Here is a 12,927-nt window from a genome sequence, read left to right as displayed (position 1 = left end):
TTATTGCGAGACGATGTCGGCATCGTCGCCGCTGCCGCCCGGCTGGCCGTCGCGGCCCAGCGAGGTGATCTCGAATTCGGCCTTGGCGCCGGGCGCCTTGTACTGGTAAGGACGGCCCCACGGATCGGACGGGACCTTGGGCAGGTACGGGCCATTCCAGCGGGCGCCGGCCGTGGGCGGCGCCACCAGCAGCGCGTTCATGCCCTCTTCCGTGTTCGGATAGCGGCCGACATCGAGGCGGTAAGTGTCGAGCGCTTTTTCGAATGAATTGATTTGCGCCTTGGCCATGGTCACTTCGGACTTGCCCAATTGCGAGAAATACTTGGGTCCTACATAGGCCGCCAGCAAACCGATGATCACGATCACTACCAGCAATTCCAGCAAGGTAAAGCCCTTCGACTTGTTGCTGCCAGTTACTACCTGCGTGCGCATCTTTACCACATCCATCCAACCACTCCTTAGTGTTGCCTGCTGCCTTGAAAGTCTTGCGGCGCCGTGTGGCTACCACTCGACAAGGCTACCATGCTGTTTGCTTGGAGGACAATCTTTTTCAACGAGCACGACCGCAGATAGTGTGGCACTCACGCCGCATACGCCAGCGGTTGGAACAGCCGCAATGCGGCGCTGCGTGCTATGGCATGGGTCCGGTTCGACACACCAAGCAGGCGGTACAGTCGCTGCAAGTGGTTCTTCACGGTCAGGCCGCTGATGCCGAGGATCTGGCCGATCTCGTGGTTGCTCTTGCCTTCGCGCACCCAGTGCAAAATCTCGGCCTCGCGCGCGCTGACCGGGCGTGACAGAACGGTCAGCCCCGCGGTAGCGCGCGACGCCGCGCCGCAGTGCGCCAGGTGCTGCAGCATCAGGTGCAAATGCGGCAGCAACAGCGCCAGGAAATATGCGTGGCGCGCCTGGGGCCGCTGCGGCAAACCCAGCAGCACGAACACACTGGACCCGCCCGCCAGGCGGCCGGTGGCGTGCAGCGCCAGGTTATCGAAACCGAGCGCGCGCAACTGCGTGCGGAACGGCGCGGCGAATCGCGCAGCGGCGCCATCGCCATCGCCATTGCCATTGCCATCGTCAGCGGCATCAGCGGCATTAGCGACATGGGCGCAATCGGCGCCATGGGCTGCGTCGAGCAGCAAGGAACGGCAGTCGTGCTGGCGGCAATGGCGCGCCAGGCGCAGCGCCAGGCCGTCGTCGCCGGCCAGGCGCTGGCGCAGGGCGGCATCGAGCACTGTGCTGTGCTGGCATTCCACGTGCAGCAACCGGTCGTGGCCATCGAAGTGCAGCGCCACCAGCACCCGGTGCGGCAACAGCGCCTGCAACGGCCCCTGGGTCCACAGGAAAAACTGCCGCGCATTGTCCACTGGCACCGCTGCCTCCACTGCGTGCAGCAGGTATTCCTGCTCGCGCTGGCTGAGGATGACCGTCGCCGTCGCCGTTGCCGTTGCTACCGGTAATGTGCTCACGCGGCAGCCCCCACGAAGCGATAGCCGCTGCCGCGCACGGTCTCGATGCGGCGCTGGTAGCCGGCCGGTTGCAGCGCGCTGCGCAGGCGGCCCACGTGGGTGTCCACCGTGCGTTCTTCCAGCACCACGGCGTTGCCCCACACCTGGTCGAGCAACTGGGCGCGGCTGTGGATGCGGCCCGGATGGCGCATCAGCACGTCGAGCAGCTTGAATTCCACCCGGCCCAGCGCCAGTTCGCGCGCGCCGGCCATCACCCGCAGCGTGTGCGGATCGAGCCGCAACCCGGCGGTCTCGATCGCGTCGTGCGCCCCGCTCTGACCGCTCTGCCCGCCCGACCAACCCGCGCTCGCCGGCGCACGGCGCAGCAAGGCATGCACGCGCGCCACCATTTCGCGTGGACTGAACGGCTTGGTCATATGGTCGTCGGCGCCCCCTTCGAGCGCCATGATCTTGTCCGCCTCGCTGGCGCGCGCGGTCACCATCATCACCGGCAGCGTCCGCGTGCGAGGCTGCGCGCGCAGCCGCCGCACCAGCGCCAGCCCCGACTGCCCGGGCAGGGTCCAGTCGAGCAGAATCAGGTCGGGACAGTGGTCCTCGAGCAGCATCAGCGCGCTTTCCGCGTCGGGGGTGCAGCGGACGACGTGACCGGCCATGCCGAGGTTGAGCGCGATCAGCTGCTGGACCGCGCGGTCGTTTTCGATGACAAGGATGTGGGCAGCTGGCATGGCATATCCGTGTAAAAATAACACTATGCAATATTCAGCCAGCCCCTGACTAATATGTTTTCCTTGTGATATTTATATCCTGATCAAATAAATACCGCTCAGTATCAACCGTGCTGGCGCCTCCGCCGCGCCACGCCACCGAGCAATGCCAGGCCGGCGCCCAGCATCAGCCAGGTGTGCGGCTCCGGTACGGCACTGACCGAGGTGCCGATCTGGTTGACCAGCGGCGTGGCGACCGCACTGCCCAGCGACGTCCAGTTCAGCACCACCAGCGCACCGTTGGCGGCGGCGGTGCCCAGCGCCATGGTGCCGCTGTTGTCGAACAGCGACACCCCGAACGCCGAACCGAGCCCCGACAGCGACGGATCGAGGTCGCCGCTGAAGGTCACCGTGAAGCCCACCTTGCCGCCGAAATTGACGCCATGGAACAGGTCGTTGTAACCGCTGGCATCATTGTTGCCGATCACGTAGCCAGACGCCAGCGAGCCGCTGACATTGCCTGCCGTGACAGCGTTGGCGGCATCGCCGAAGCCGAAAAAATTGGTCAGCAGCGCCTGGGCATACGGCGTGCCGCTGTTGCCAGGATTAAATTGCAGGTCGATCCAGCCGCTGGGGCCGTTGGCAGCCACCAGCGAGCTGGTGTCGAGTTCGATCTGGAAGACCGAGGCGGCGGACGCCAGGCTGGTGCAGGCGCTCAGCGCCAGCACCAGGGCCGCGCGACGCAGGGAAGTGAAGGTAGGTGTAAACATGGTCGGTCCTTAGAAATTGCCGCTGTAGACGGTGGTGGTGTAAGTGATGGCGGCGGTGCCGGTCTTGGTAAAGCTGACCGGCACAGTGATGGTGGCGCCGGGCGCCAGGCTGGACACTGCAGCAGTGATATAGGGCGCACCGCTTTGGCTGCCACTGGCGTTGAACAACGTTACGCCAGCCGGCAAGCCTTTCAGGGCGATCTGCAACGGCCCGGTCAGCGCGGTGGCGGCGGTGTTGGTGATGCTCAGCGTGCCGGTCCACTTGCCGCTGGCGCGGGCAAACACCAGGCCCGAGGCCGCCGTACGCACGCTGGCCGTCACATCGGCAGGCAGACCTGCCAGGTTCAGCGTCAGCACCACCGGGTCGTGGTCCGAGGCGCGGTACGGCGCGTCGGTGTACTTGTCCTGCGGCTTGCCGTCGGTGTTGTAATCGACTGCCACCGGCTCATCGGCATTGTTGTGCCACTCGGCCGCGTCGGCCACCTGGGCGCTGAGCGCGGCGCTGGCCAATGCGTGGTCCAGGTAGCCGGCTTCGCCGTTGAACACGTACGAGTACGGCATGGCGCCGGCGCCGCGCACGAAGCGCTCGAGCTGGTTCACAAAGCCCTGGTTGACGATGGCCTGGATCGGGTCTTCGTGGCCGTAGGCATTGAAGTCGCCGATCAGCAGCACTTTCGGGTCGCCGGCGGCAGCGACCACCTGCGGCACGAAGGTGCCCACCAGGCGCTGCGCCTGCTGCACGCGGGTGGCGTTCCAGCAGCTCTGGCCGTCATTCTTGTCGCCATCGACACTCGCGGCCGACGGGCAGCTGCCCTTGGACTTGAGGTGGTTGACCACCACCGTGAACTTGCCGCCGTTGGGGGCGACAAAGGTCTGCGCCATCGGCGGCCGGTTGTTGATGGCGTCGCTGTCGGTCAGGGCCGTGCCTTGCAAGGTCACTGCGGCCGGCTTGTAGATCATGGCCACGCGGATGGCGTCGGTGCCGGTGGTGACCGGCTTGGGCACGACCGCGTAGGTCCTGGTGCCGGGCGCAATCGCAGCGTTGAGTGCATCGACCAGTTGCGAGACCGAATAGTCGCCGTCGTTCTGGATTTCCATCAGGCCCACCACGTCGGCGTTCAGCGCTTTCAGTTCGCCGACGATCTTGGCGCTCTGGCGCTGGAATTCCACCAGGTTGTCGGCGCCGCGGCAATTGCTGCGCGACGGCGTGCCGCCGCCCACGCTGCAACCCTGGCCGGTCTGGCCCAGGTGGTTGCCACCGTTGGTAAACGTGGTGAAGTAATTGAGTACGTTGGCGCTGGCCACCTTGACGTTGCCGCTGGCCAGGGCCGGCACCGCCGGACGCGGATTGTCCTGCGAGAACACCGGCGGCACGGTCGGCTGCAGCTTGAAGGCCGCGCCGCCACCGCCCTTGGCGCCGAAATCGACCACGCCGGTCAGGCCGGAAACGGTGTCGCCGGCGCGCAGCGAGCCATCCGCGCCCAGGTACGGAATCACGGTCGGCGTGGTGAAAACGCCGTCGTCGAGGATGATCTGGTTGCGCGCATTGGCGGCCGCCAGCGCCTGCGCCTCGGGTGTGCCCGGGCGGTAGCGGTTGGTGGGGTTTTCCAGCCGGCCCGACGACAGCGTCACTTCGCCGCGATCGGCCAGGTACTGCAATTGCGAGACGGTCAGGTTGTTATTGAAGCGCACCAGCATGCCTTCCACCTGCGTGAAATCGGCAAACGGCAGCTCGATATTGGTCGGTGCAATCGCAATGCCCTTGGCCAGGCCGACGATGCCGGTAATGGTGGTCAGCTCGGTATAAGGTTGGCTGCTGCCGGTCGGGACGTAGTCGGCCACGGTGCCAGTGATGCGGATGCGGTCGCCCACCTGCACGGTGGCGGTGTTGGCGGCCGTGGTGAAGATGAACAGGCCGTCCGAGGTTTGCGGATCGCCGTCGCCCACCTCGTCCTGGATGAAGAAGCCGGAGCCCACCTTGGCGGTGACCACGCCTTCGGTGGTCTGCACCGTGCCGGCCACCGGGCTGGCTGCGCCGCTGCCCTGGATTTGCGGAATGGTGCGGGTGAGCGTGGCTGGCGCGGCAATCTTGACGTTGACCGTGCACGCCGCTTGCTGCGACTGGTCGTTGTCGAAGCGGATGGTGACCGGATAGGTGCCGGCCGCCAGGCTGCTCGCTACGGCCAGGTTGGCCGTTGCCGTGCCGCCGGCGCCTGGAGCCGACTGAAAATCGGTCAACGCGATGCCGCCCACGGCGCCAGCGGTGATCGTGGCGGCATTGACGATGCCGTCGGCGTCACTGGCCGACACGCCGGCGCTGCCGCCCAGGCCCACGGCCAGCGCCAGGTCGGCCGGGCAACTGGCCACGATTGGCGGCTGCGCCGGCACGCCGCACTGGTTGCGCGGGCTGGCGGTGGTGCGCGGCGCCGGTGCGCCGGTGGCAAAATCGCTGGCGTTGTTGTCAGTGTCGGTGCAGCCGCCGTTGGCGCGCAAGGCGGCCAGGGTGTTCGACAGGCCGGGGCCGGCCGCGCCTTCGAAACCGCCGGCGTTATAGCCGAACAGGTCCACCAGCGCACCGCCACTTGGATTGGTGCCGGACAGCGCGGTGCCGTTCGACACCAGCGCCACCTTGCCGGCGCTGCCGCTCATGGCCAGCGTGCCGGGCACGAAAGGCGCCGGCAGGTCGGCCGAGCCGCCGTTGCCGGCAGCTTGCTGGAACAGGAAATACTGGCCCGGTTCGAGCACGGCAGTGTTGGCGGGCACGCGGGTGGCGTTCCAGGTACCGCCGGCCGCGCTGGCGTACTGCACGCTCCAGCCGCTGATATCGACAGCAGCGCCGCTGCGGTTGAAAATTTCGATGAAATCGTTTTTATACGTGGCGCCGCTGTTGCCGCCACCGCCATATACCTGGCTGATGACGACGGGCGCGTCGGCCCGGGCCTGGGCGGACAGGGCCGCCAGCAGGGCGGCGGCGATCAGGGTACGGGTGCCAGGGGCGTTGGCGGCAATGCGAATGGGGGTCATGTGCGATCCAGGTTATCAAAATGTTTTTTATATTGCATTTTGCATATTATTGGATCTGCGTGACGACATCATGACAGGCGCTTGGTCCGAATGGATCAAGCACCCGGTTGTGGACAAGGTCAGCGCGCGTAGGGTGCGGCCAGCGGGTCGCCGATGAACACGCCCTGCGCCGGCCAGGCCACGCTGCGCCAATACGCCTCGATGGCGCTGTCGCCGCTCAGGTAGCGCTTGAGCAGCACCGCCGGTTGCGGGAATTTTTGCCAGTGGTTGCACGGCTCCGACACGGTGCCGTAACTGGCCGTGGCGCCCGCCTCCAGCCAGCGCAGGCTGCTCATCTGGCTGGTGCCCAGCAGGTCGCCGCCGGTCGACGTCAGGTGGTCGGCCAGCGCACCGGGCAAAAATTTCAGCGTGTCGAGCTTGTCCACCTTCACCATGCCGGTCTGGTACACCATGATGTCGCTCACGCCTTCGAGCACATCGGCACGCATATTCCTGATGGTCAGTTCGTGCGACTTGACCTGCCCCGACGGCGGGAACAGCCGCGCGCGTGAACTGCGCGCCGTGTCGGACGTGGTCAGGTAATAGGCACTGGCCTGCGGCAAGCGGAAGTTGCGCGTGGTGCCACGCGCGATCAGGGCTTTGCCGAGGTCGAGCGACGTGGTGGGCAGCAGCATGCTGATACGCATGGCAGCAGCCGCTGGCGCCAGCGCATTGGCGTCGCCATAGTAGGCGCTGGGCTTGCCGGGACCGCAAGGCGTGTTGCACTGGTCGGCATCGTAGCCGAGCGTGAGCGCCGACGTGATGGCGTTGCAGCCCACCGCGTACGGCGCGGTCCACACCATCAGCACGGCGCGGATGTCGGGCCCCAGTTGGGCCAGGATCTGCTGGCGCACCGGGGCGAAGTCTTCAGGGCTGAGCTTGCGGGCGCGCGGATCGATCTGCACGTGAATGATGTTTTTTTCGGGCACCTGGTGCGCCTCGCGATACAACGCAGCCAGCGCGACGCTATTGGGCTCGTTGTCGTTGACCACCAGCGCCAGCTGGCTGGGCCCGAGCGCGGCATGGGCGCCTCCCGTGACGGTCGCCCCCAGCAAACCCAGCGACAACAAGATGGATGAACGCATCGTCCCACTCCCAAGATCCCGGTCGGCACGACCTGGCTGGCCTCATTATAGGGGTGACGCTGGCGCGCCATAAAAAAATCCCCCGGGCCTGCGCGCGGGGGATTCTTGTCGGTGCGGCGGCGTGGCCGCCTCACCTGCCTAATCAGGCAGCGTTCTTGGCTTTGCGACGACGTGCCATGAAGCCCAGCAGTGCCAGGCCGCCAACCATCATGCCATAGGTTTCTGGTTCTGGTACGGCGGTCACAGTGATGTCGCCGCTGTAGGTGGCGCCAGCTTTTGCGTTGCCGAACAGCGACAGCACGAATGGTGCGCTGTCGGTCGAAGCGAGGTAACCGAAGCTGTATTTGCCGTAGTTATCGAACGTGCCCTTTGCGCCGTTCAGGTTCGACATTGCGCTGTCGAAAGTCAGGTTCTGGCTGCTGATGGTCACCACCACGTTGTACATGCCCGAAGCCAGGCCGGTCAGGGTGATGATGTCGCTGCCGGCGGACAGGATGCCGTCGGTCGGGGTGAACTGACCATTGAAGTGGTTCTGGTTGCCATCGGTCGGGTTGAGGAAGACCGGTACGGATTGGTCGGCAGCAGCAGCACTGAACGAGGCAGCAGCCAACAGGCTGGCAACAAGCATTTTGAATTTCATTTGAAAATTCCTTAGAGGTAATTGGCTACGCTATTGCGCTATAAATGTGTTTTTAGAACAACTTTAAGAATGATAGCACAACAATCTGTAATTCTGTTGTAATTTCCCTACTTTAAATAATTTTTTTGAAATAACTTTTCCACAAGGAAATTAAAGCCGACAACGCGGGGCAAAAAGAGACGAATGAGGACGACAAGGCAGGAGGGGGAGCAGGAGAGCGTGGCCGGAGACGAGCGCCCCCGGCCAGGGAGGCGACAGCAGCTAGTGTTTAAGCGATATTCTCTTTCTCTACAACGTCCGCGTCGCTGCGCGGCTTGCTGCGGCGGTCGCGGGCGTTGGTCCACTCGCTGGCGGTGTACTCGGACACGTGCTTCATCTCGCCGGCGCGGTTGACGCTGTACTCCTTGAAGACGATCATTTCTTCCAGGCTGACATCCGCGAACACGCGCGTGTACTCAAACAACACGCTGCGCACAATCTTGGCGCCAGCGCAGATATGACTGCCATGGCCGATCCAGGTAGGGCCGATGATGGTGCTGCCCGCTTCGATCTTGCAACCGGAGCCGATGTATACCGGACCTTCGATGGTGGTGCCTTCCCAGTCGATATTGGTGTTCAAGCCCACCCAGATGCCGTCCGCCAGCTGAATGCCCGGCACGTCCATGTGCGCCACTTCGCCCATCATGACGCTCTGCGACACTTCCCAGTAATCCTTGACGCTGCCGATGTCGATCCAGTTGAAGGCGCGGTTCTGCGCATAGAACGGCACGCCTTTCTCGACCAGCAGCGGGAACAGTTGCGAACCGATGTCGAACACCGTGTTTTCCGGAATCAGGTCGAGGATTTCAGGTTCGAAGATATAGATACCGGTGCTGACGAAGTTCGACAGCGCTTCTTCCTCGCTGGGTTTTTCCTGGAATTGGGTGATGCGGCCATCCTTGTCGCTGACCACCACGCCATAGCTCGACACCTTGTCGTATGGTACTTCGCGGCAGATCACGGTCGCCTTGGAACCCTTGCGGCGGTGTTCGAACAGCGCCGATTTCAGGTCGAGGTTGATCACTGCATCGCCGCACAGGACGATGGTGGTGTCGTCGAAGAAGCCGCCGAATTGCTGGATCTTTTTCATGCCGCCGGCCGAACCGAGCGCTTCGGGCACGACTTCGCCTTCGTTGTTGGTGTGGCCTTCGAACGAATAGCCGATCTGGACGCCGTATTGATGGCCTTCGCCGAAGTAGTCCTCGATTTTCTCGTGCAGGTAGCTGACATTGACCATGATCTCGTTGACGCCGTACTTGGCCAGGTGTTCGATCAGGTAAGCCATTACCGGCTTGCCCAGCACCGGTATCATCGGTTTAGGAAGGTCAAACGTCAGGGGGCGCACGCGGGTGCCCTTGCCTGCGGCCAAGATCATAGCTTTCATAATGAGGTCCTTTAGATAGTTAAAAATGTGTGGTACAGGCGGGCGGCGCGGTGCGCGTCATCGCGCACAGGCAGCCGCCGCAGACCTGGTTGTTGACCGTATCGTGCAAGATCATGACATAGCGTCAACTTTTTGACCAGTCCAAATTGCTGCGTGTGCACATCGCCGTCGCGGACGCGCGACGTGACTGGTCTCTTGCAACGCAATATAGCAGAGCCAACTGCCGCTACTCGGTTCCGCTGGCAGCAGTGCGCGCCACGCCGGGATTAAATAGCAATTGAATATCGGCCGTGATAATAATATATTTCAATAAAAATATTTCTATAAAACAATATATTTTTACCATCTACGGATATTCATTATATTAGTAACTAAATTTAACATTTTGCGTGCGTTGAATATCTATTATATTGCTTGCTTTTTGGTTAAAGCAAACCGTGGGTGACTTGCGAAAACCCAGCAACTACGCGGCTTGCAGCGCTTTTTGTGCGTGTGATCAATACGCTCACGATTTGTTGCAGGGGTGCTGCATTCGACCAAATTGAATTGAAAAAAATTTCGCTACGGAAAGACATTGTGTATAATTAATTTCAGGTTGAGTGATCGCCCATTCATTTGAAATTAAATCCAGGAGTTAGACATGTTTCTCAATAATCCGCTTTCTGTGTCCGCACGCCAGCTCACCAAAATGATCGGCTGGTCGGTATTGAGTGCGTGCGCCCTGAGCTTGAACGTGCAAGCGCAGACCACCACCACGCCGCCAGTGAGCATGAGCACGCCTCCAGCGTTCGCCACCTATACCAACCCGTTCGCCGCGCAATCGCTGTGGAACGTCCGTCCGGTGAACCCGGTACTCGACACCTCGTTCACCATTCCTACATCGAGCTACTACCCTGAGATCAACTCGGGCGCCTACTCGACCGGTTTCTTCCTGGCCAAGGACACCGACCTGCCGATGAAAATTTACGGCCAGGGCGGCGCCAACCTGGTCAACAACCCCGATGCCGGCGGCAGTACGGAAGTCACCCTGCCACGCTGGCCTGCCAACACCCTGCCCGCCACTGGCAGCGACGGCCACGCCGACATCTATGATCCGGTGACCAATGTCATCCACTCTTTCTGGCAGCTCAAGAAGGTCAACGGCAAATGGCAGGCCGCGCTGTACGCGTGGTCGCCAGCCAACGACACCGGCTGGGGCACTCCGGCCCACTTCTATCTTGGCGCCCGCGCCACCGGCGTGGCTGCCTCGGCCGGCCTGATCCGCGCCCAGGAAATCAACGACGGCTTGCCGATGTACCGTCACGCGCTGGCCATGTCGCTCACCTACAATGCCCTGTCGGCCACCGAGCCATATGTGTATCCTGCGACCTCGGCCGACAACGATGCCGCCAAGACCAACACCGGCAAGATTCCCCAGGGTGCGCTGATGATGTTGCCCGCGAACTACGACACCTCGAAGATTTCCAATCTCGCGCTGCGGAAGGTCGCTGAAACGCTGAAAAACTACGGCGCCTACGTGGTGGACCGCAACGTCGGCACGCCGTTCGTGATTTACGTGGAAACCGGCAGCACGCTTGGCCTGCACGCCAAGGGCTGGGACAACAATGTTGCCGCTGAACTGGACCGCATGCGCCAGAACATGCGCCGCGTGATAGGCGCCCAGAGCTGGCAGGATGGCAATGGCAAGGCGTTCGATGCCGCCCAGCCCAACCTCAATGCGCTGTCGATGCGCGGGCCGTGGATCAAGAATTCGGGTACCGTTACCGGCACCTACGATACCTGGTCGCAGTCGATGGTCTTCCCTGCATCGCCGACGAAAAGTGTGATGCAAAACGGCAACTCCACTGGCCTGAGCAAGGTCAAATGGGGCGCGCCAGTGGTCGGCAGCACCCAGCAGCTGAAGGTCATCAGCACCGGCGGCGCCACCCTGCGCATGGCGCTGTACTCGGGCGGCACCATGGTGTTCGATACGGGCAACCAGAACAACGGTTACATCAAGCGCTTCGTCTGGCCAGCCGGCGCCTGGTTCGTGCTCTACACCACCAACGGCACCAACCAGGTCTCGAGCGTACGTGGCGAACTGGTCACCGTGCAACTGGCGCCAGCGACGGCTGCCGCCAACGCCGCCAAGGCCGCCACGCTGAAGACCTTGCTCGAAGCATCGCCGACCTACACCGGCGCGCGTACCGGCGTGCGATAACTAATTGCCGGCTATTATTGCCGGCAATATCCGTTGCTTGCTCACTGGCCGACCTCGCGTCGGCCAGTGGCATTTTGCAGTGCATCAAAAAACCCTACTGTGCGCCCTGCAAGTGAATTAAAATACATCACTTGATGATCAGATAGCATGCGCCGCTGCCGCGCTGCCGCGCACCATGAACCGTTCCCTCTTCAGTTCGCTGGCCCTGCTCTGCCTGGCCAATACATCGTTCGCTGCCACGCCTGCGTCCACGCCCCCTGTATTTGGTACCGTAGAGCATCCATTCGCCGTCGATTCTCCCTGGAACGCCCGTCCGGTCGGCCCGGTTTTCGGTACTGACGAGATTCCGACGTCGAACTATTTCCCCAACATCGGCGGCGGCCCCTTCTCCACCATCGGTTTCCTCGGTGGCAAAGAATCGCCGTCGCAGGAAGTACTGGGCCCCAAGGGCAAACCCGATGTCTGGGATTACAACCAGGGCGTTCAACGTTCGATCACCATTACCCACTGGCCGGCCGGCCTCACCCCCGCCAGCGGCAGCGACGGCCACGCCGACATCGCCGAGCCGGATACGGGCATGCTGCATTCGTTCTGGCAATTGCGCCAGCGTGGCGACCACTGGTCGGCCGTGGGCTACGCCTGGAGCCGTCTCAAGGGCCGGGGCTGGGGCGATCCCGCCGACTTTTACCAGGGCACGCGCGCGGTAGGCATCCCGTCCACTGCTGGCCTGATCCGTCGCCACGAAATCGACGACGGCCTGCCCACCTACCGCCACGCGCTGGCCATGTCGCTCACGTTTAACGGCCTGGCGAAATCGCCAGCCTACATCTTCCCGGCCACCGCCGCCGATATCGACGCCTCGCGCAACACCGGCAGCATCCCCGAAGGCGCGCTGATGATGCTGCCGCCCAACTACGACACCAGCAAGATCGGCAATCCGCACCTGCGCAAGGTGGCAGACACCCTGAAAACCTACGGCGCTTACGTGGTCGACCGTAACGAGGGCACGCCGTTCTATATATATGTTGAAAATGGCAGCGGCTTCAATTTGCACGGCAATGGCTGGAATGTCGAAGTGGGCAAGGAGCTGCAGCGCATGCGCGCCCACCTGCGCCAGGTGGTCTCGACAAGCGGCTGGCTCGATGGCAACGGCAAACCGATGAAAATGGAAAAGCCGACCAACCTGCTCTCGATGCGCGGCCCGTGGCGCGGCCAGGGCGGCGCATACGACGCCATCACCGACCGGCTCACGCTCGAAGCGGGCGCCAGGTCGCGCAGCTCGGTGCTGCGCGACATCGGCCGCGTCAGCTGGGCCGCGCCGCGCGCCGGCGCCCAATGCCGCTTCAGCGTGCAGGCCACCAGTGGCGCCACCCTGGCCCTGCAGGTCCGCAGCGAGGACATGAGCCGCCAGTTGTTCGACAGCGGCCCGCTGGCCGACGGCGCCAGCGCCACCCTGCCCTGCCCTTCGGGAAAAGCGCGGTATGACCTGATCGCCGCCGGCGGCAAGTCCGACGCTACCGTGCGCGCCACCCTGGCGCCGCAAGATTAATCCTCATGACACGAAAGCACGCAC

10 protein-coding genes are annotated in these 12,927 nt (G+C 63.1%); 2 read left to right on the top strand and 8 right to left on the bottom strand.

Annotated features, from left to right (window positions below):
- The 8 genes from gspG to J2X54_RS22980 form a co-directional block, all read right to left on the bottom strand.
- A complete protein-coding gene (gene gspG, locus J2X54_RS23015) occupies positions 1 to 447 on the bottom strand; it encodes a type II secretion system major pseudopilin GspG (RefSeq protein ID WP_070247174.1) in 447 nt (148 codons plus the stop codon).
- A gap of 134 nt (positions 448 to 581) precedes the next feature.
- Positions 582 to 1,469: a LuxR C-terminal-related transcriptional regulator gene (locus tag J2X54_RS23010; RefSeq protein ID WP_310184154.1), complete on the bottom strand. Its 888-nt coding sequence runs from the start codon at positions 1,467 to 1,469 to the stop codon at positions 582 to 584.
- Complete coding sequence (locus J2X54_RS23005) at positions 1,466 to 2,194, bottom strand: response regulator transcription factor (RefSeq protein WP_310184152.1); 729 nt, start codon at positions 2,192 to 2,194, stop codon at positions 1,466 to 1,468. The genes J2X54_RS23010 and J2X54_RS23005 overlap by 4 nt, the downstream gene beginning before the upstream one ends.
- Before the next feature lie 104 nt (positions 2,195 to 2,298).
- On the bottom strand, positions 2,299 to 2,943 hold the full coding sequence (locus tag J2X54_RS23000; RefSeq protein WP_310184150.1) for an NF038129 family PEP-CTERM protein: 645 nt from the start codon (positions 2,941 to 2,943) through the stop codon (positions 2,299 to 2,301).
- 9 nt (positions 2,944 to 2,952) lie between these two features.
- Positions 2,953 to 5,967, bottom strand: a complete 3,015-nt coding sequence (locus J2X54_RS22995) for an ExeM/NucH family extracellular endonuclease (protein WP_310184149.1) — start codon at positions 5,965 to 5,967, stop codon at positions 2,953 to 2,955.
- 119 nt (positions 5,968 to 6,086) lie between these two features.
- Positions 6,087 to 7,091, bottom strand: a complete 1,005-nt coding sequence (locus J2X54_RS22990; RefSeq protein WP_310184147.1) for a TIGR03790 family protein — start codon at positions 7,089 to 7,091, stop codon at positions 6,087 to 6,089.
- A 142-nt stretch (positions 7,092 to 7,233) separates the two neighbouring features.
- Positions 7,234 to 7,731, bottom strand: coding sequence for an FxDxF family PEP-CTERM protein (locus tag J2X54_RS22985; protein WP_310184146.1), 498 nt, complete (start codon positions 7,729 to 7,731; stop codon positions 7,234 to 7,236).
- Positions 7,732 to 7,999: 268 nt separating this feature from the next.
- On the bottom strand, positions 8,000 to 9,154 hold the full coding sequence (locus J2X54_RS22980) for a sugar phosphate nucleotidyltransferase (protein WP_070247168.1): 1,155 nt from the start codon (positions 9,152 to 9,154) through the stop codon (positions 8,000 to 8,002).
- Between the two features lie 640 nt (positions 9,155 to 9,794).
- Here J2X54_RS22980 and J2X54_RS22975 point away from each other — a divergent pair.
- Positions 9,795 to 11,354, top strand: coding sequence for an Atrophin-1 multi-domain protein (locus J2X54_RS22975; RefSeq protein ID WP_310184145.1), 1,560 nt, complete (start codon positions 9,795 to 9,797; stop codon positions 11,352 to 11,354).
- Positions 11,355 to 11,529: 175 nt separating this feature from the next.
- The gene (locus J2X54_RS22970) at positions 11,530 to 12,903 is read left to right on the top strand and encodes an Atrophin-1 multi-domain protein (protein ID WP_310184144.1); all 1,374 of its coding nucleotides are present in this window, start codon (positions 11,530 to 11,532) and stop codon (positions 12,901 to 12,903) included.
- Positions 12,904 to 12,927: the final 24 nt, after the last annotated feature.

The sequence above is a fragment of the Duganella sp. 3397 genome (genome assembly GCF_031456625.1).
In the GTDB taxonomy this organism is placed as follows: domain Bacteria; phylum Pseudomonadota; class Gammaproteobacteria; order Burkholderiales; family Burkholderiaceae_D; genus Rugamonas; species Rugamonas phyllosphaerae.
Note: the sequence above shows the minus strand (reverse complement) of the source record. Positions and strands in the feature narration are given on the sequence as shown.